The following is a 19065-nucleotide window of genomic DNA, read 5'->3' on the forward strand; positions in this document are numbered from 1 at the left end:
ACACGATCCACATGAGGAGGCATTCATGACCACTGCAGTAGCAACTCGCGAACTGACGGCACTGGACCGCTGCGACCGATGCGGCGCCCAGGCATACGTGCGGGCGGTCCTTCAGTCCTCCGGTGGCGAGCTTCTGTTCTGCGGCCATCACGCGCGCGCAGTAGAAGCGAATCTCAAGCCGATCACCTCGGAGTGGCAGGACGAGACGCAACGACTGCACGAGAAGGTCGTCGTCGCCGATTGAGCTCGGCCCCGTAGCACACGAGAGCCCCCTCCATCCGGAGGGGGCTTTCGTCGTCGGGCCTGGATTTCGCTCTGGGCCCGTCGAAGGACCGTCGGAGGTCCGGCGCCGTCCCGAGCACGGGCCGGCGCCGGAGTGCCGTGGATCAGTCCAGGTAGTCCCTGAGGACCTGGGACCGCGACGGGTGGCGCAGCTTCGACATGGTCTTCGACTCGATCTGACGGATGCGCTCGCGCGTCACGCCGTAGACCTTCCCTATCTCGTCCAGGGTCTTGGGCTGCCCGTCCGTGAGGCCGAAGCGCATCGCGACCACGCCCGCCTCCCGCTCCGACAGCGTGTCGAGCACGGAGTGGAGCTGCTCCTGCAGGAGCGTGAAGCTCACGGCATCGGCCGGGACGACGGCCTCCGAGTCCTCGATCAGATCACCGAACTCGGAATCGCCGTCCTCACCCAGGGGGGTGTGCAGCGAGATGGGTTCCCGCCCGTACTTCTGCACCTCGACGACCTTCTCGGGCGTCATGTCGAGTTCGAGCGCGAGCTCCTCGGGCGTCGGCTCGCGGCCGAGGTCCTGGAGCATCTGCCGCTGCACGCGGGCCAGCTTGTTGATGACCTCGACCATGTGGACGGGGATGCGGATGGTGCGGGCCTGGTCCGCCATGGCGCGGGTGATGGCCTGGCGGATCCACCAGGTGGCATAGGTGGAGAACTTGAAGCCCTTGGTGTAGTCGAACTTCTCGACGGCGCGGATCAGGCCGAGGTTGCCCTCCTGGATCAGGTCCAGGAACAGCATGCCGCGTCCCGTGTACCGCTTGGCGAGGGAGACCACGAGGCGGAGGTTGGCCTCGAGGAGGTGGTTCTTGGCACGCTTGCCGTCGTGGATGACGAACTCGAACTCGCGCCTGAGCTTGGGATCCATGTCGGGATCGGCTTTCATCTTCGCCTCGGCGAAGAGGCCCGCCTCGATGCGCAGGGCCAGATCCACCTCCTGCTCGGCGTTGAGCAGCGCGACCTTGCCGATCTGCTTCAGGTAGTCCTTGACGGGGTCCGCCGTCGCTCCGGCGGAGACCACCTGCTGTGCAGGCGCATCGTCGTCGTCGGCGTCCGAGTACACGAAACCGCTCGTGGTGCCCGCCTCGGCCGTCTCGGCCTTGACGTCCTCCGTCTCGACGACACCGGCCGGTTCCGTCTCCTCGTCCGTCTCGGCCGTTCCCTGCGTGTCGGGGACGGCCACCTTCGCGGCAGCGGCGGAGGAAGCAGCCTTCGTGGCGGGCTTCTTGGCCGCAACCCGTCGCTTGGTGGTGGTGGTGCCAGCGTCTGTCGACGCCGGCGCTGCTGTCTTCTTGACCGACACAGAGAACCTTTCGAACGCACGGTGTGTGGCGCCACCAGGGGGACAACACCACTATGACCCTGTCAAATCCGCGCCTGATACCAGAGGGGAGCGGCAGGATCAGCTCCTCAGTGGAACCGTTCTGCCGATCCGGCTATTCCCGGGATCCTTCCTGCTCGGAGGAGACGAACCCGGGTCGCACAGCCATCGTCTGATGCACGGACCCAACCGGGTCGCAACCCCGATTGTCTCACGTGCGGCTCCCGGCCCGGTAATCACGGGCAGCCCTCCCCGAGGCGTCCTCCTCCCGGGGACCACGCGGTGGAGCGGCTCCGAGCCCAGACCGGTAATCCGCCCCTGCGCAGCAGTTCGTCCAGCAGGCGCGCGAGCCGGTAGCCCGGAACGGCCTCCTGCGCGGCGTCGAGGAGGACGGCGGCCCGTGAGCCCCGGCCGCGCGCGTAGTCGAACCAGGCAGCCATGGTCAGGGCGGCAGCGCGGGACTCCCCCGAGGACACGACGGCGAGCCTTGCCAGGAGGGACGCCATCGCGTCGACCCGCGCCCAGAGGATCGGGCCGGCGTACCGGCCCGCCAGCACCTCGGCGTACAGGAACTCCGGTCCCGGTCCGCCGGCCGGGGCGGCAGGCGCTGCCCCGGCCGGCGCCGCCGTGCCGACCGCACGCCGTGGCGCGCCGACATCGACCACGACGGCGTCGGCGTCGGCGTCGGCGACACCCGGACGAGGCCGCGGTCCCCCGACGAGCAGGCCGCAGGCCCTGGCTCCCGCGAGCGCGGCGGCGGAGCCGAGGCACGCGCTCACGAGGAGGAAGTCCCGCACGGTGCGGGACTCGATGCTGGCGAGCAGGAAGCCGGTGAGCTGCGCCTCCGTGTCGGTGCGCAGCGGCTCCGGTCCCCCGACCACGGCATCCCACGCGGCCGAGGTGGCCGCGAACTGCTCGGGCGTGTCCCACCGGCCCTCGCACCGAGAGGCGTAGTGGACCCGGGCGTCCTCCACGTCGCCAGCTTCCACCGCGACCGGATCCGCCCGGGTCAGCTCCGGCGCTCCGCGCAGCACCGCGGCGGGCGCGGAGGCGTCGAAACTGCTGCCCGCGAAGACCAGCTCCGCGCCCAGGAGGCTGTGCGTCAGGTCGTCGAGCGGGGCGCCGGGCCAGGGGCAGCAGCGCTCGTCGCGGCAGAAGTAGTCACGCCAGTGGGCCGGGGAGGCGAGCCACCCGGCGCGGACGGGCATCCCGGCGGCGGCGAGGACCGCCTCGAGGTGTGCCACCAGCTCGTCGAAGACAGGAGGCGACAGCCGCGGCCAGGGGTGCCCGGTGTAGACGATCACGAGTGTCGCATCGGCTTCGGTGTCCCCCAGCAGGAAGGACAGGACGCCCTGTACGAATTCCAGGGGGTCGGCGCCCTCGGCAGGGAGGTCCACCCGGAGCGTGGCACCGAGCCGTCCGTTCGCCGTCGTGAGGACCACGAGACTCTCCTGCGGCGTGAAGCCGAGAGCGTGCGGTACGTAGACCAGGATGTCCTCGGGCGAGGTGATGGACAGGGTGGGTGGGAGGGGTCTGCCCGGTGCAGGGTGCGGAGAGGTCATGCCGACCACCCTGCCCGGCCACGCTACGGTGCGCCCCGGGGCGATCTACTATGTGGACAAGGACCGGAGGCCGGTCCTCACGCTTCCGGCCCGCTCCTGCGCCGGGCGGCCTTCTGCTCGCGACGCCGTGCGCGCTCGCGGACGATCACCTCGCGGACCGGCGGCACGACCACGCCCTGCTCGGCCATCCGCCGGCGGACGCGGCGCCGGATCGTCACGACGTTGACCACGCCCACGGCGAGGACGACGAGTTGCGCCGCCATGGCGATCCTGAACGACGCCAGGGCGTAGAGGTCCCCCTCCGAGAATCCGCTGCCGAGGAGCAGATCGAGGACCACGCCGATGACCAACATCGACAGCAGCGACGCCAGGAAACCGCCGATGTTGACGATGCCCGTCGCCGTACCCAGCCGGGCGGCGGCATTGAAGGTGCGGGCGAAGTCGAACGCGATCATGGAGCCCGGGCCGCCGATGGCCAGGGCGATCACGAGCAGGACCAGCAGCGGCAGCGGGGCAGGTCCGGGCTGGAGCAGGACCGCGAGCCACGCACCCGCGATCAGGGCCGCGATCGCGAGCACCATGGTGGAGCGCCGCAGGGGATGGCGCCCCACGTACCGCCCGAGGAACGGCCCGCAGAGGATCCCGACGGCGACGAACAGGGTCATGAGGACAGAGGCAGGTCCCTCGCCCAGCTTCTCCGCCCGCACCAGGTACGGATAACCCCACATCAGGACGAAGACGGTGCCCGGGAACTGGATGGTGAAGTGCGTCCACAGTCCGAGCCGTGTTCCCGGCTGCCGCCAGGCCTCGGCGAGCGACGCCCCCGTCTCCCGGAGGGTCTGCACGGAGCGCTCACTGCCGGCCTCCGGTGAGTCGCGGATGGAGATCACGGCGAAGAGGACGGCGAGCACGGACAGGGCGGCGGCCCCGAGGAAGGCCGGCTCCCACCCGAAGGTGGAGAGGACCGCGACGAACGGGATCACGGACACGATCTGTCCGAGTTGCCCGATGATCCCGGTCCACTGGGTGAGGACGGGGATGCGGTGGAACGGGAACCACGCCGGGAGCAGCCGGAGCACACTGATGAAGGTGGTCGCGTCGCCGGCTCCGACGAGTAGTCGGCCGACGATCCCGGCACCCACCGATTCGGCGAAGGCCAGCTGCACCTGGCCGAGGATCATCAGGATCCCGCCGGCCACGATGAGGGTCCTCGGGCCCCACCGGTCCACGAGGACGCCGACGGGCACCTGGAGACCGGCGTAAACCAGCAGCTGCACCACGGTGAAGATGGACAGCTGGGACGCCGAGGCCTCGAAACGATCGGTGGCCTGCAACCCGGCGACGCCGAAGGTGGTGCGCTGCGTCACGGCCACCAGGTACGCCGTGACGCCCGCGGCCCAGACCAGTAGCGCCCTCGAGGAAGTCACCCGCCCATTATGGCGCGGCCAGTCCTGCTACGGCGTGCGCCCGGTTCCCGGACCGGTGTTCCCGTCGTCCTCGTGCCGGTCTCCCGCATCGGAGGCGCCGGGGAACTCCGCCTCCCACAGGAGGGTGGATTCCTCCTCCGCCTGCGGGCTCGCCAGGTAGGCCTCGACCGCGGCACCGATCTCGTCGGCGCTGGCCAGCTCGCTGTTCTCCTTCACGAGGAGCGACTTGCGGGCGGCGCCGTCGGCGTACTCGTCGTACCGCTGCTCGAGGGAGGAGACCACGGACTGCACCTCCGTGGAGTTCCCCACCTGTTTGGCGATCTGCCGTTCGACGTCGCGGCCGGTCTCGCGGAGACGGTCCGTGGGCAGCACCAGTCCTGCCGTGGCACCGAGGTACTCGAGCCCGGCCACCGCTGCCGGCGAGTACTCGGCCTCGGAGAGGTAGTGCGGGACGTGGATCACGTGCCCGACGACGTCGTGCCCGCCCTCGATGAGCCGCAGCTCCAGGACGTGCCCGATCGAGGCCTGGAGCTCCGCCGTCGGGCGCCAGGCGTTCATCCCGTCGATGAGATCGGCGCGGTTGCCGTGCAGGGTCACGCCGATGGGCCGCGTGTGCGGGACGGGCATCGGGATGGCGTGGATCCACGAGACCAGCGGTACGCGGAGATCCTCGACGATCCCGACGACGGCGCGGACGAACCGTTCCCACTGCAGATCCGGCTCGGTGCCGGTCAGGAGCAGGAAGGGCTCCCCCAGTCCGTCGTAGAGACGGCGGATCTCGAGGCGGTGCGGCCTGTAGTCCTCCAGGTGATCCTCCACGAAGGTGATCTTGGGGCGTCGTCCGCGGTAGTCGACCAGCTGATCGGTGTCGAACTCGGCCACCAGGTCATGGTCCAGCACGTCGACCAGCTCCTCGCCGACCTGCGCGACGACCTGGCCCGCATCCATGAAGCCGGTCAGGCTGACCAGCAGGGGCAGCCCGACGGACTCGGGATCGTCGAAGACGTCGGTGTTGATGGTGTACAGCGTTCGTGGGTCCAGCATGGTTCTCTCTTCCGGTGAAGTCCTGTCCATGTCAACACCCGCCCGTCCCGCTTCATTCCGGGGGACGCGCCCTCCCGTGCGTCCGCAGCGGAACCGATCCGGCTCTGCTGCACGGGGCGTCAGGACGCCGTCCGCGGAACCGTGCAGCACACGGACTACGATCGACGAGGAACGAATCCCGGCCCACCAGAGTCCGGGAAGAACCCTGCTGCAGCACCTGGGCAACCCATCCGGATACGAGGAGACAGATTCCGTGATCACGACGACCGAACTACACCTGAGCGCTTCGGCGAAGGACCTCAAGAAGATCCCGAGCGACGCGCTCGTGATCGCCGTCGCCAAGGGGCCGGACGGACCGGTCCTGCTCGAGAGCCCGCTGCCCGCCAAGGCCGCCCGCGCGCTCGGCGACTCACTCGAGGTCCTCGGGATCACGGGCGCCGCCGACGAGGTGCGCCGCCTCCCCGGACTCCCCGAGACCGGGGCCGACTCCCTCGTCCTCTCCGGGGTCGGGCCGCTGGAGGACGGGGGCAGCCCGAGCACCGAGACCCTGCGCCGCGCGGCCGGTGCCGCCGTCCGGCAGCTCGCCGGTCTCGACACCGTGGTGCTGGCGCTGCCGGCGGACACCACCGAGGCCGCGACCGCCGTCGCCGAGGGTGCCGCGTTCGGTGCCTACAGCTACGACGGGCACAAGTCGGGCCTCACCCCGGACGGCTCGGTGTCGACCAGGAAGGACAGGACCGCGGTGAAGAGCGTGGTCGTCCATACACCGATGGCCGCCGAGGCCGCGCTGACGTCCGCCCTGGAGCGTGCCACCGTCCTCGGCAAGAACGTGAACACCACGCGCTCGCTCGTGAACCAGCCGCCGAGCCACCTCTACCCCGAGACGTTCGCGCAGGCCGCCAAGGAGCTCGCCCGGTCCCTGCCCGTGAAGGTCACGATCATGGACGAGAAGCGGCTGGAGCGCGACGGCTACGGGGGCATCCTCGGCGTCGGCAAGGGCTCCTCCCGCCCGCCGCGCATGGTCAAGGTGGAGTACTCCCCCGCGAAGTCCGCCGTCCACCTGGCGCTCGTGGGCAAGGGCATCACCTTCGACTCCGGGGGACTCTCGCTGAAGCCGGCCGCGGGCATGCAGACCATGAAGCTGGACATGGCCGGCGCCGCCGTCGTCCTCAGCACCCTCCTCGCCGTCGCGGAGCTCGGCCTCCCCGCGAAGATCACCGCGTGGCTCTGCCTCGCCGAGAACATGCCGTCGGGGACGGCGCAGCGACCCGAGGACGTGCTGTCGATCTACGGGGGACGCACCGTGGAGGTCCTCAACACCGACGCCGAGGGCCGGCTCGTCCTCGCCGACGGCCTCGCCGCCGCCAGCGAGGAGGCACCGGACGCGATCATCGACATCGCGACGCTGACCGGGGCGCAGATGATCGCCCTCGGCACGCGGGTCTCCGGCGTGATGGGCGACGACGGCGTCCGCGACGCCGTGAAGGCCGCGGCGGACCGCGCGGGCGAGCAGTTCTGGCCCATGCCGCTGCCCGAGGAGCTGCGCCCGAGCCTCGAGTCGCAGGTCGCCGACATCGCCAACATCGGTGAGCGCAACGGTGGCATGATGACCGCCGCGGTGTTCCTGCGCGAATTCGTCGGCCAGGTGGACGGCGAGAAGATCCCGTGGGCGCACCTGGACATCGCCGGGCCGGCGTTCAACGAGGGAGCGGCGTACGGCTACACGCCCAAGGCCGGGACCGGCGTCGGCGTGCGCACCCTCCTCGCCTATGTCGAGGACGTGCTCGCCCGCAGCGTGTAGGCGCGACCTCCGTCGATCCGGTCAGGGCGGGCCCAGCCCGGCCCGCCCTGCCCGCCCTGCTCGGATCGGCGGTACCGACCGTACCGACGGGTGACCCCGGGCACTTCGTCGGGCTGCGGGCGCGGCGGACACCCCTCCGGGTGGATGCAGCCTACTTCTGGGGATAGGCTGAAAACGAGAGCCTTCCGAGGACAGGCGACCGCACTGCGACCGCACCCGTCATCGATTCATCAACCGACGCGCACCGCGCGTCACCAGAACACGCGAGGAGCGTCCACGTGGCCGAATCGGCATCCGCGAAAGAATTCGACATCCTGGTACTCGGCGGGGGCAGCGGCGGCTACGCCGCGGCGCTGCGCGCCGTACAGCTGGGCCTCACGGTGGGCCTCATCGAGAAGGGCAAGCTGGGCGGCACGTGCCTCCACAACGGCTGCATCCCCACGAAGGCGCTGCTCCACTCCGCGGAGATCGCCGACGGCGCCCGGGAGTCGGAGAAGTACGGCGTGAAGGCCACCTTCGACTCCATCGACATGGACGCCGTGAACAAGTACAAGGACGGCGTGATCGCCGGCAAGTACCGCGGCCTGCAGGGGCTCATCAAGTCCAGGGGCATCACGGTCATCGAGGGCTCGGGCAAGCTCGCCTCGCAGACCACCATCGACGTCGAGGGCACCGTCTACACCGGCAAGCACATCATCCTCGCCACGGGATCCTACTCGCGCAGCCTTCCCGGTCTGGAGATCGGCGGCAAGGTCATCACCTCGGACCAGGCCCTCACCATGGACTTCGTGCCGAAGAAGGCGATCATCCTGGGCGGCGGCGTGATCGGCTGCGAGTTCGCCTCCGTGTGGAAGTCGTTCGGCGTCGACGTCACCATCATCGAGGCGCTGCCCTCCCTCGTCCCCAACGAGGACGCGTCGATCGTCAAGGGCTTCGAGCGCGCCTTCAAGAAGCGCGGGATCGCGTTCAACACCGGGACGCGCTTCCAGTCCGTGGAGCAGAACGACGACGGCGTGGTCGTCACGCTGGAGGACGGCAAGACCTTCGATGCGGATCTCATGCTCGTCGCCGTCGGCCGTGGGCCCCTCACCCAGGACCTCGGGTACGAGGAGGCCGGTCTCACGATGGACCGTGGCTTCGTCATCACCGACGAGCGCCTGCACACCGGCGTGGGCAACATCTACGCGGTGGGCGACATCGTCCCCGGCCTGCAGCTCGCGCACCGCGGCTTCTCGCAGGGCATCTTCGTCGCCGAGGAGATCGGGGGCCTGAAGCCCGTCGTGGTGGCCGACCTCAACATCCCCAAGGTCACCTACAGCGACCCCGAGATCGCCTCCGTGGGCTACACGGAGAAGGCCGCGCGGGAGAAGTTCGGCGACGACCGGGTGGAGACGCACGAGTACAACCTCGCCGGCAACGGCAAGAGCACGATCATCGGCACGGGCGGCCTCGTCAAACTCGTCCGCGAGAAGGACGGCCCCATCGTCGGGGTGCACATGCTCGGGAGCCGGATGGGCGAACAGATCGGTGAGGCGCAGCTGATCGTGAACTGGGAGGCCTACCCCGAGGACGTCGCGCCGCTCATCCACGCCCACCCGACGCAGAACGAGGCGCTGGGCGAGGCCCACCTGGCCCTCGCCGGGAAGCCGCTGCACGGCTGAGCGGGTCCTCGACGGGCCTGGTCCGTGCCGCGGAGGCGTGGACTAAGCTCGACAGCAGAAAATCTCTTGCACGTCCGGCCGGACGGGCCCAATGCCCTCCGGCCGCCAGGAACGATCTACTTGAGGAGGAACGGGCACACTATGAGTGAATCCGTGAACTTGCCCGCTCTCGGTGAAAGCGTCACCGAGGGCACCGTCACCCGCTGGCTCAAGCAGGTCGGCGATCGCGTCGAGGTCGACGAGCCCCTCCTCGAGGTGTCCACCGACAAGGTGGACACCGAGATCCCGTCCCCGATCGCCGGTGTGATCGAGGAGATCCTTGTGGACGAGGACGAGACCGCCGAGGTGGGCGCCCCCCTGGTCCGGATCGGCGACGGATCCTCCGGGGACTTAAGCGGCGACGACGGAGCGTCCGGGGAGGACGACGCCGCAGCGGCGGAGCCCGCCGAGGAGGAGCCGGCGGCGGAGCCGGCGGAGGAGGAGCCGGCGGCGGCCGAATCGGCCGACGACTCGTCCACCGACAGCTCTCCCACCGATGACGCCGGCGAGGCCTCCACCGACAGTTCCTCCAGCGATGGCGCCGCCTCCGGCGACGACGCAGGCGAGGGGACCGAGGTCACCCTGCCGGCGCTCGGCGAGAGCGTCACGGAGGGCACGGTCACGCGCTGGCTCAAGGCCGTCGGCGACGACGTCGAGGTCGACGAGCCACTCCTCGAGGTCTCGACCGACAAGGTCGACACCGAGATCCCCTCCCCCGTGGCGGGCACCCTGCAGGAGATCCGCGTCGACGAGGACGAGACCGCCGAGGTGGGAGCGGTCCTCGCGGTGATCGGCTCCGGCAGTGCCGCTCCGCAGAAGGTCGAGGCCGCGTCGGGAGATCCGGTGGCCGCAGCGCCCTCGGACGAGCGCGACGACGCCCCCGCCCGGCAGCCCGAACCGGCGCAGCAGCCCGCAGAGGAGTCCGCGGCGGACGACGGCGCAGAGTCGGGCGCGGAGTCGGCACCCGCGGCCTCCGGGGACACCCGGGCAGCCGACGCTCCGGCACCCGCGTCCACCCCGACGGCCGACCAGGGCTCGTCGGAGGACGACACCTCGGCGACGAACGCCCCCTACGTCACGCCTCTCGTCCGCCGGCTGGCGAACCAGACCGGCGTGGACCTCTCCACCGTCAAGGGCACGGGCGTCGGTGGGCGTGTGCGCAAGCAGGACGTCGTCGAGGCTGCGGAGGCACTGAAGGCCCAGCAGGCCCAGCAGAAGGCGCCGGCCGCAGCGCCGGAGGCCGCTCCCGCGGCCGGCAGGGCCGCCGCACCCACCGTCGAGCCGTCGAAGCTGCGCGGCACGGTGGAGAAGGCGCCCAGGATCCGGCAGACGATCGCCAAGCGCATGCGGGAATCCCTCGAGGTCTCCGCCCAGCTGACCCAGGTCATCGAGGTGGACATGAGCCGCATCGCGAAGCTGCGGACCGGCGCGAAGGAGAGCTTCCAGGCCCAGAACGGGGCGAAGCTCACCTTCCTGCCCTTCATCTCGAAGGCCGTGACCGAGGCGCTCAAGCAGCACCCCAAGCTGAACGCCTCCTTCGACGAGGAGAAGAAGGAGGTCACGTACCACGACGCCGAGCACCTGGCGATCGCCGTGGACACGGAGAAGGGCCTGCTCGTACCCGTGATCCGGGATGCGGGTGACCTCAATCTCGGCGGTCTCGCGAAGAAGATCGCCGACATCGGTTCCCGGACGCGCAACGGCCAGATCGGCCCGGACGAACTCTCCGGTGGCACGTTCACGATCACCAACATCGGCTCCGCGGGCGCCCTGTTCGACACCCCGATCATCAACCAGCCGCAGGTCGGCATCCTCGGGACCGGCATCATCGTGAAGCGGCCCGTCGTCGTGACGGGTGCCGACGGCGACGACACGATCGCCATCCGTTCGATGATGTACCTGAGCCTGACGTACGACCACCGGCTGGTGGACGGCGCGGACGCCGGGCGCTTCCTGCAGACCCTCAAGGCGCGCCTCGAAGCCGGCGCCTTCGAGGCGGACCTCGGCCAGTAGGAGCAGCACCACGGACGGGAGCAGCCCCCAGGGGCTGCTCCCGTCCTGTCGTCGAGGCACCCCGGGGCGCGGTACCGCTCCTTCGTGACTAGTGGTTCGATGGAAGCATGCGCATCCTCCTCGCCGGCGCGTCCGGCACCATCGGAACAGCCCTCACACGTCAGCTCGAGAAGAACCACGAGGTCGCCCGGCTCGTGCGGCGACACCCGAAGGGTCCGTCGGAGATCCGCTGGAATCCCGCCGCGGGTGCGCTCGACGACTCCGCCGTCGAGTGGGCCGACGCCGTGATCAACCTGTCCGGTGCCGGGATCGCGGGAGGACTCTGGACGAGGTCCTACAGGGAGACGCTCTACTCGTCGCGCATCATGCCCACGAGGACGCTCGTCCAGGCGATGCGGAGGGCCGAGAACCCGCCGGAGGTGTTCATCAGCCAGTCGGCGTCGGGGTACTACGGCGATCGCGGCGACGAGGTGCTGACGGAGTCGTCGGTGTCGGGCGACACCCTGCTGGCCGACATCTGCCGACGCTGGGAGGCAGAGGCCGTGCTCGCGCCGGAGCCGGTGCGCGTCGTCCTGGCCCGCACGGGCATCGTCATGTCGAAGGGCGGCGGGGCGCTGCCCAAACTGCTGACCCCGATCCGGCTCTTCATGGGCACGGCCCTGGGATCCGGCCGGCAGTGGTGGCCGTGGATCAGCCTGAACGACGAGATCCGGGCCCTCGAGTTCCTGCTCACCGCGCCGGTGAGCGGTCCCGTGAATCTCAGCGCGCCGACGCCGGCGCCCCTCGACACCGTGGTGGTGCAGCTCGGCAGGGCCTTCCGGCGTCCGGTCTGGTTCCGTGTGCCGGGGTTCGTCCTCACGACCGTCATCGGACGGCTGGGCTACGAACTGCTGCTCGTCAGCACGCGCATGGAACCGCGGGCGTTGAAGGACGCGGGCTTCATGTTCGACGAGCCCACACCCGAAGCGCTCGCTCGGTGGGTCCACCGGATGGTGACGGCCTAGCGCCAACCAGACGCGGTGCGGTACACCGCCGCTCCGGGAAGGACGCAGGGCAGAAGTTCAGGGCGGGGGTAGCACCGAGTGGATCAGCCACCCGGACCCGGCATCCCACAGGACGAAGATCAGCTCCTGCGACCCGGCGACGACCGGATCGGGGCGGCCGTGCTCCTGGTCGATGGACGAGCCGGAGCCTCCCGTCGACGGCACAGCGGTGTAGGACGACAGCGCTGCGGTCGCCCGGATCACCGAGACCTCCGTGGCCGGCGGGGCGGCGCTGACGGCAGGCAGTTCCCGGAATGGAGGGGCAGAGGTCTCCTGCCCGGAGAGGACCACCGCGTGGCGGATGGTGATCGACAGATCCGCCAGACGGCGATCGGCGTCGGCGAGGGTCCGGACCGCATCCGTGTCGGCCGCCAGCGCGGGTGAGCCGTCGACGTCGACTCCCGCCAGCAGCGCCGGGTCGGCCGCCCGGAAGGCTTCCGCCCTGGAGGAGACGAGGGCCTCCAGCGCCACGAGGGGCTCCACCGTCGAGGCGGGCGCGACCTCCGGCCCGGCGCTCCCCTGCTGCTCCCCGCCCCCGGTCTCCCCTGCCCGCACTGCGGGTTCCTGTGCGTCGGTCAGGGTCAGACCCACCGTCAGCAGCAGCACCGCGAGAGCTCCGGCCACGAGGGCGAGGAGGGCCCTCGACGGGACCGGCACCCCGTTGCGAGGGCGCCTGCGCGGGGCCGGGGAGTCGCGCGGCACCCGATCCGCCGTCCGTGGCGTCCGCCGACCCGGTGCTGCGGGCGCCGCCCTGCGCCGGGACGGGCGGCCTCCGCCGTGGGCGCGCCGCACCGGAGCCGCCAGTACCGCGGTGTCGGCGCGGCGTCTGGTCAGCAGTTCGGGCAGCACACTGGGGTGGACCGCCGGGACGAGATCGACGGGCGCGGGGGTCGCAGCGCGCAGCAGGGTGGCGGCGAAGTCGTAGGCCGTGGGCCGGCGGTCGCGGTCCGGGCTCAGACCGTCCTCGACGAGGTGCATGAGAGTCACCGGCACCTCCGGGTTGATCAGGGCCAGCGGGGGTCTCTCGTCCGTCGGCCCGGGAATCCGACCCGTCAGCGCGAACCACGCCACCGCCGCCAGGGCGAAGACGTCGGAGCCGGGATCGAAGGCAGCCCGCCGTGTCGGATCGATGAACCCGGGGGTACCCGCGTCGGCGCGTCGATCCGTCCCCAGGAGGCGGCCGGTCCCGAGGTCGCCGAGCAGCGGTCTGCCGTCGCTCGTGAACAGGATGTTCCCGGGGGTGACATCGCCGTGCTGTGCCCCCTCGGCGTGCAGGTAGCCGAGGGCCTGCCCTATCGGGACCAGCGCGGTCACCACCTCCGCCACGGGGAGGGGTCCCCGGCTCGTGAGGAGCCCCAGGAGGGAACCCCCGGGCGCCAGGTCCATCAGCATGCCGGGGCCCTGGTCGGTCTCCACGGTCCGGTGGACCCGGACCAGGTGGTCGTGGACGAAGCGGCGCAGGAGGCGGAGCTCCTCCGTGACGCCGGCCGCAGGGGGCAGCGCCGAACCCTCACCGGTGATCCCCCGTGCGACGTGGGCGTCGACAGCATCTCCGGCGTCGGCGGACGACCAGGGCTGCTCGGGCGCGAGCCCCGCGGGCCGGGCGGCACGTCGTCCGTGCCGACGATCGCCGGCGGCCGGATCCTGTGGCGCGGCCCCGTCGCGGTGGGGAGACCGGGCGATCTTCAGGGCGAAGCGCCGCCCGTCGGGATCCTCGACCAGCCAGACGGCCGCTGAACCGCCCACGCCCAGAAGACGCCCCACCTCCAGCCCGGGGACCACCGGTCGTACCTCGTCGCTCATGCATCAGTTCTAGATCACGCAGTGGCCTCCCGGTCGTTATCCACAGGACGAACCCGCTTCCGTCGACGGCCGCCCGGCCCCCGCACCGGGACGCCGGCAAGATCGCGTCCGATCAGTGCTCCGGCGGGACTACTCTGGGTCCATGACTCTTGTTCTGTCACGCGTCGGCCTGGCCCCGGACTACATCGAGTACACGCAGGGCCTGGAACTGCAGACCTCTCTCCATGCCCGGGTGGTCGCCCACGAGGAACCCAGTACGGTCCTGCTGCTCGAGCACCTGCCCGTCTACACGGCGGGCAAGCGTACCGAGGACCACGAGCGGCCCTTCGACGGCACCCCCGTGGTACCGGTGGACCGGGGCGGCAAGCTCACCTGGCACGGCCCGGGACAGCTGGTCGGCTACCCGGTCCTGGCGCTCCGCGAACCGGCGCGGGTCGCGGAGTACGTGCACGTCCTCGAGGACGTGATCATCTCGACCCTGCGGCACTTCGGGCTGGAGGGCAGCAGGATCGACGGGCGATCGGGCGTCTGGCTGGCGGAGACGGCCGATGCACCGGCACGGAAGATCGCCGCCATCGGCATCCGGGTGAAGAACCGGGTCACGATGCACGGCTTCGCCCTCAACTGCAGCAACGACCTCGCGCCCTTCCGGCAGATCGTGCCCTGCGGGATCTCCGACGCCGGGGTCACCACCATCTCCGCCGAGACCGGGCGCACGGTCACACCGCTCGACGTCGTCCCGCTCGTCGAGGCCGCACTGCGCGCGCAGGAGTCCACCCTCGTGGGTCCGGGCGCCGGCGCCCTCCCCCATGCCACCACAACGTCAGAAGGAGCTCTACTGTGAGCCTTGCACCCGAGGGTCGCCGCCTGCTGCGCGTCGAAGCACGCAACGCCCAGACCCCTGTCGAACGCAAACCGGACTGGATGAAGGCCAAGGTCAACATCGGCCCCGAGTTCGTCGCGATGAAGAACCTGGTGAAGCAGGAAGGACTGCACACGGTCTGCGAGGAAGCAGGCTGCCCCAACATCTTCGAGTGCTGGGAGGACCGGGAAGCCACCTTCCTCATCGGAGGCTCCGAGTGCACCAGGAGATGCGACTTCTGCCAGATCGACACCGGCAAACCCCAGCCACTCGATCGCAGCGAGCCCTTCAAGGTTGCGCAGTCGGTGCAGTCCATGAACCTGCGCTACGCCACCGTCACCGGCGTCGCCCGTGACGACCTCGCGGACGAGGGCGTCTGGCTCTACGCCGAGACCATCCGCCAGATCCACAGCATGAACCCCGGTACCGGCGTCGAGATCCTGATCCCCGACTTCTCCGGACGCCCCGAGCACATCCAGGCCATCTGCGACACCGCACCCGAGGTCTTCGCCCACAATGTCGAGACCGTGCCACGGATCTTCAAGCGCATCCGGCCGGCCTTCCGCTACGAGCGCTCCCTCGACGTGATCACGCAGGGCCGGGACCTGGGCATGGTCACCAAGTCGAATCTCATCCTCGGCATGGGCGAGACCCGTGAGGAGATCTCCGAGGCCCTGCGCGACCTCCACGAGGCGGGCTGCGATCTCATCACCATCACGCAGTACCTCCGGCCGAGCGAGCGCCACCTGCCGGTGGATCGCTGGGTGAAGCCGGGCGAGTTCGTGGAACTCAGCGAGGAGGCCGAGGAGATCGGCTTCCTGGGCGTGATGAGCGGCCCGCTGGTGCGCTCGTCCTACCGCGCAGGGCGCCTGTGGGCCCGGGCCATGCGCAGGAAGGGCCTGGAGCTTCCCCCGGAGCTCGCGCACCTCGACGATTCCGGGTCGGCCGCGCAGGAGGCGTCCTCCCTGCTCGCCGGCTGACCTCGCCTGCACTGCACCGGTAGCCTGCACTGCACCGCTAGCCTGCGCTGCTCCGGTAGCGGGGGCTGCGCCGGTGATTCGGGCTGCACCGGTAACGTGCGCTGCGCCGAGCCGTCGCCCGGCCATGTCGTAGAATCGAAGAACTATGTCACACGCGATCGATCCGGCAGGAACACCTGCGCCCAAACGCCGTCTCTTCTCCCGCAAGCCCAAACCCGGGAAGGGGCTGAAAAAGACCGGGCGGACGAAGCAGATCATCGAGGTCTTCAAGATGACCCGCCGCAGCGATCCGGGGGTGGTCTGGTTCATGCTGCTGGCCTTCGTGGGGATCATCGCGGTGGGCCTGCTCATCGGTCTGCTGATCGACAACGTCATCACGCTGCTGATCATCGCGATCCCGCTGGCCTTCCTCGCCGCGATCTTCATCCTGTCCCGCCGGGCCGAACGGGCCGCCTTCTCGCAGATCGAGGGCAAGCCGGGTGCGGCCGGCGCTGCGCTGAGTGTCCTCCGCCGCGGCTGGATCCTCCAGGAGCAGCCCGTGGCCGTCAATCCCCGGACGCAGGACGCCGTGTTCCGCGTCATCGGACGCCCGGGCGTGATCCTCGTCTCCGAGGGTCCGTCCACGCGCGTCAAGCAACTCGTGGACGGCGAGAAACGGAAGATGGCGCGGATCATCCCCAATGTGCCGGTGCATGTCGTCGAATCGGGCCGCGGCGACCGCCAGGTCTCCCTCGCCAAGGTGCCGAAGACCGTCCAGAAGCTCAAGAAGACCCTGACGAAGCAGGAGGTCCACGCCGTGGACAAGCGCCTCACGGCGTTGGGGACCAAGCTGCCCATCCCGAAGGGCGTGGATCCGTTCAAGGCGCGTCCCGACCGGAAGGCCATGCGCGGACGCTGAGCCGCGGTCGACCCGCGACACCCCCGACGAGGGCCCCTCCGCACGGAGGGGCCCTCGTCATGCGCGGAGACTCTCGTCGGGTACGGGGACCCTCGTCAGGCGCAGGAGCTGTCGCCGGATGCAGGAGCTGTACCCCGCGAGGGCGTACCGACTCAGATGCGGAACAGCCCCGTCCTGCGGACCCGATCGTGGAGACCACGCTGGTCGACGTCGATGATGAGCGCCGGGATCACCAGGCACAGGAGCACACTGCGGATGAGCGCCGTCAGGTACCCAGCCGGTTTGCCGTCGAGCGTCTGGACCTGCATCCGCAGGACGCGGTGGCCGATGCTGTAGCCGAAGAACCCCACGAGCAGCACCTGCTCCGCGAGGAAGACGGCGAGAGTGGCGACGGCGTCGTAGTCGAAGAAGGCGGCCGAGATCAGCGAGCACAGTGCCCAGTCGATCAGCAGCGCTCCTGCCCGCGGACCGAAGCGCGCGATGGACCCGGGACCCGATTCGGGGCGGCCGAGGCGCTGGCCCGGCCAGTCCTGGCGGCCCGACGGCGGAGGCCCGTCCAGCCACGATCCGATGTCGCTCCTGTTCACCACCCATCCAGCCTACCGGTCGTGCGCCGGCCCCATGGGTGGGCGAGGGAGCGGACGCGCTAGGCTTGTACCCGCAGTTGCCCTCACTTCACGTCTCGGAAACAAAGGCGACACCAGCGGGACACCGCCTGCTCCTACAGTGGGAACGAGTCCTCGGCACCGTGCGGAACAGCGCGGATGTGTCGTGGTTCGTCCTACCCGGGAGCGGTGCAGTCCCACCTGCCGGCGCCGGGTCATTCCCCATCCATGGTTCAAGGAGCACGCACAGATGTTCAAAAATGCGGACGAGGTCCTCAAGTTCATCGCCGACGAGGACGTCCGATTCGTCGACGTCCGCTTCACCGATCTCCCCGGAGTGCAGCAGCACTTCAATGTTCCCGCGAAGACGGTGGACGCCGACTTCTTCATCAACGGCCAGCTCTTCGATGCATCCTCCATCCGCGGCTTCCAGGGCATCGCCGAGTCGGACATGCAGCTCATCCCCGACGTGACGACGGCGTACCTCGACCCGTTCCGGATCGAGAAGACGCTCGCGCTGAACTTCTCCATCGTGAACCCGCGCACCGGCGACCCGTACCACCGAGACCCCCGCAGTGTGGCCGAGCGTGCCGAGGCCTATCTGTCCTCGACCGGCATCGCGGACACCGCGTTCTTCGCCTCGGAGGCGGAGTTCTTCATCTTCGACAACGTGCAGTACGAATCGGCCCCGCAGGGCAGTTTCTACAAGGTGGACTCCGTCGAGGCGCCCTGGAACAGCGGACGCGAGGAGGCCGGGGGCAACCTCGGCAACAAGACCCCGTTCAAGGGCGGCTACTTCCCGGTGTCCCCGGTGGACAAGCAGGCCGATCTCCGCGACGCCATCTGCGTGGAGCTGGACCGCGTGGGTCTCGAGGTGGAGCGTTCCCACCACGAGGTCGGGGGCGCCGGCCAGGCCGAGATCAACTACAGGTTCACCACCATGACCCACGCCGCGGACGACCTGCAGAAGTTCAAGTACATCGTGAAGAACGTCTCGCAGGCGTGGGGGAAGTCCGCCACCTTCATGCCGAAGCCGGTCTTCAACGACAACGGCTCGGGCATGCACTGCCACCAGTCGCTCTGGACCGGGGGCCAGCCGCTCTTCTACGACGAGCGCGGCTACGCCGGCCTGTCCGACACCGCCCGGTGGTACATCGGCGGCCTGCTCAAGCACGCCTCCGCCGTCCTCGCCTTCACGAACCCGACGGTGAACTCCTACCGCCGCCTGGTCAAGGGCTTCGAGGCGCCGATCAACATGGTCTACTCGCAGGGCAACCGCTCCGCCGGCATCCGGATCCCCATCACGGGGTCCAACCCGAAGGCCAAGCGCCTCGAGTTCCGGGCGCCCGATGCGGCGTCGAACCCCTATCTGGCCTTCGCGGCGCAGCTCATGGCGGGCCTCGACGGGATCAAGAACCGCATCGAGCCCGCGGACCCGATCGACAAGGATCTCTACGAGCTGCCGCCCGAGGAGGCCAAGGACATCCAGAAGGCTCCCGCGTCCCTCGAGGAGGCGCTCCTGGCGCTCGAGGCGGACAACGAGTTCCTGCAGGCCGGAGACGTCTTCACGCAGGACCTGATCGACACCTGGATCGAGTACAAGCGCGAGATGGAGATCCTCCCGCTCTCCCTGCGTCCCAACCCGTACGAGTTCGAGCTCTACTACGGCGTGTAGCCACATCATCCGGCGTGGCGCTCGTCGCTCCGTCCGGTCCGA

At 69.9% G+C, this 19065-nt stretch carries 15 protein-coding genes; 9 read left to right on the forward strand and 6 right to left on the reverse strand.

Going from position 1 to position 19065, the window contains the following annotated elements; all coding sequences use genetic code 11:
• The first annotated feature begins 25 nt into the window (after positions 1 to 25).
• Positions 26 to 244, forward strand: coding sequence for a hypothetical protein (locus tag Q0747_RS06670; protein ID WP_298252842.1), 219 nt, complete (start codon positions 26 to 28; stop codon positions 242 to 244).
• A gap of 142 nt (positions 245 to 386) precedes the next feature.
• Here the strand turns inward: Q0747_RS06670 and Q0747_RS06675 are convergent, their stop codons facing one another.
• The 4 genes from Q0747_RS06675 to Q0747_RS06690 form a co-directional block, all read right to left on the reverse strand.
• Entirely contained in the window at positions 387 to 1592 is a 1206-nt protein-coding gene (locus tag Q0747_RS06675; RefSeq protein ID WP_298252844.1) for an RNA polymerase sigma factor, read from the reverse strand.
• Positions 1593 to 1846: 254 nt separating this feature from the next.
• Entirely contained in the window at positions 1847 to 3172 is a 1326-nt protein-coding gene (locus Q0747_RS06680; protein WP_298252846.1) for a DUF4192 domain-containing protein, read from the reverse strand.
• Positions 3173 to 3249: 77 nt separating this feature from the next.
• A complete protein-coding gene (locus tag Q0747_RS06685) occupies positions 3250 to 4599 on the reverse strand; it encodes a nitrate/nitrite transporter (RefSeq protein ID WP_298252848.1) in 1350 nt (449 codons plus the stop codon).
• 27 nt (positions 4600 to 4626) lie between these two features.
• Positions 4627 to 5643, reverse strand: coding sequence for a proteasome assembly chaperone family protein (locus Q0747_RS06690; protein ID WP_298252850.1), 1017 nt, complete (start codon positions 5641 to 5643; stop codon positions 4627 to 4629).
• Positions 5644 to 5896: 253 nt separating this feature from the next.
• Between Q0747_RS06690 and Q0747_RS06695 the strand changes: the two genes are divergently transcribed.
• The 4 genes from Q0747_RS06695 (at position 5897) to Q0747_RS06710 (ending at position 12161) form a co-directional block, all read left to right on the forward strand.
• Positions 5897 to 7444, forward strand: coding sequence for a leucyl aminopeptidase (locus Q0747_RS06695; protein WP_298252852.1), 1548 nt, complete (start codon positions 5897 to 5899; stop codon positions 7442 to 7444).
• A 278-nt stretch (positions 7445 to 7722) separates the two neighbouring features.
• A complete protein-coding gene (lpdA, locus tag Q0747_RS06700) occupies positions 7723 to 9105 on the forward strand; it encodes a dihydrolipoyl dehydrogenase (protein WP_298252854.1) in 1383 nt (460 codons plus the stop codon).
• A gap of 141 nt (positions 9106 to 9246) precedes the next feature.
• The gene (sucB, locus tag Q0747_RS06705) at positions 9247 to 11157 is read left to right on the forward strand and encodes a 2-oxoglutarate dehydrogenase, E2 component, dihydrolipoamide succinyltransferase (RefSeq protein ID WP_298252856.1); all 1911 of its coding nucleotides are present in this window, start codon (positions 9247 to 9249) and stop codon (positions 11155 to 11157) included.
• 107 nt (positions 11158 to 11264) lie between these two features.
• Positions 11265 to 12161 (forward strand): TIGR01777 family oxidoreductase, encoded by an 897-nt coding sequence (locus Q0747_RS06710; RefSeq protein WP_298252858.1) that lies wholly within the window; start codon positions 11265 to 11267, stop codon positions 12159 to 12161.
• 57 nt (positions 12162 to 12218) lie between these two features.
• On the opposite strand, the gene Q0747_RS06715 is transcribed toward Q0747_RS06710, so the two are convergent.
• On the reverse strand, positions 12219 to 14003 hold the full coding sequence (locus Q0747_RS06715; RefSeq protein ID WP_298252860.1) for a serine/threonine-protein kinase: 1785 nt from the start codon (positions 14001 to 14003) through the stop codon (positions 12219 to 12221).
• Positions 14004 to 14145: 142 nt separating this feature from the next.
• Here Q0747_RS06715 and lipB point away from each other — a divergent pair, with 142 nt between their 5' ends.
• From lipB to Q0747_RS06730, 3 genes are all read left to right on the forward strand, one after another.
• Positions 14146 to 14847: a lipoyl(octanoyl) transferase LipB gene (gene lipB / locus Q0747_RS06720; protein ID WP_298252862.1), complete on the forward strand. Its 702-nt coding sequence runs from the start codon at positions 14146 to 14148 to the stop codon at positions 14845 to 14847.
• Positions 14844 to 15845 (forward strand): lipoyl synthase, encoded by a 1002-nt coding sequence (gene lipA / locus Q0747_RS06725; RefSeq protein ID WP_298252864.1) that lies wholly within the window; start codon positions 14844 to 14846, stop codon positions 15843 to 15845. The genes lipB and lipA overlap by 4 nt, the downstream gene beginning before the upstream one ends.
• A gap of 145 nt (positions 15846 to 15990) precedes the next feature.
• Positions 15991 to 16743, forward strand: a complete 753-nt coding sequence (locus Q0747_RS06730; protein ID WP_298252866.1) for a DUF4191 domain-containing protein — start codon at positions 15991 to 15993, stop codon at positions 16741 to 16743.
• Positions 16744 to 16895: 152 nt separating this feature from the next.
• Here Q0747_RS06730 and Q0747_RS06735 read toward each other — a convergent pair whose 3' ends face one another.
• Positions 16896 to 17333 (reverse strand): RDD family protein, encoded by a 438-nt coding sequence (locus tag Q0747_RS06735; RefSeq protein WP_298252868.1) that lies wholly within the window; start codon positions 17331 to 17333, stop codon positions 16896 to 16898.
• Between the two features lie 265 nt (positions 17334 to 17598).
• Between Q0747_RS06735 and glnA the strand changes: the two genes are divergently transcribed.
• Positions 17599 to 19023: a type I glutamate--ammonia ligase gene (glnA, locus tag Q0747_RS06740; RefSeq protein ID WP_298252870.1), complete on the forward strand. Its 1425-nt coding sequence runs from the start codon at positions 17599 to 17601 to the stop codon at positions 19021 to 19023.
• The last annotated feature ends 42 nt before the right edge of the window (positions 19024 to 19065 follow it).

This window comes from uncultured Arthrobacter sp., assembly GCF_947493765.1.
Lineage (GTDB): Bacteria > Actinomycetota > Actinomycetes > Actinomycetales > Micrococcaceae > Arthrobacter_D.

Coding starts and splice junctions, on each gene's coding strand:
- Q0747_RS06670 (WP_298252842.1), top strand. CDS start 26: ATGACCACTGCAGTAGCAACTCGCGAACTGACGGCACTGGACCGCTGC.
- Q0747_RS06680 (WP_298252846.1), bottom strand. CDS start 3,172: ATGACCTCTCCGCACCCTGCACCGGGCAGACCCCTCCCACCCACCCTG.
- Q0747_RS06690 (WP_298252850.1), bottom strand. CDS start 5,643: ATGCTGGACCCACGAACGCTGTACACCATCAACACCGACGTCTTCGAC.
- sucB (WP_298252856.1), top strand. CDS start 9,247: ATGAGTGAATCCGTGAACTTGCCCGCTCTCGGTGAAAGCGTCACCGAG.
- Q0747_RS06710 (WP_298252858.1), top strand. CDS start 11,265: ATGCGCATCCTCCTCGCCGGCGCGTCCGGCACCATCGGAACAGCCCTC.
- Q0747_RS06715 (WP_298252860.1), bottom strand. CDS start 14,003: ATGAGCGACGAGGTACGACCGGTGGTCCCCGGGCTGGAGGTGGGGCGT.
- lipB (WP_298252862.1), top strand. CDS start 14,146: ATGACTCTTGTTCTGTCACGCGTCGGCCTGGCCCCGGACTACATCGAG.
- Q0747_RS06730 (WP_298252866.1), top strand. CDS start 15,991: ATGTCACACGCGATCGATCCGGCAGGAACACCTGCGCCCAAACGCCGT.
- glnA (WP_298252870.1), top strand. CDS start 17,599: ATGTTCAAAAATGCGGACGAGGTCCTCAAGTTCATCGCCGACGAGGAC.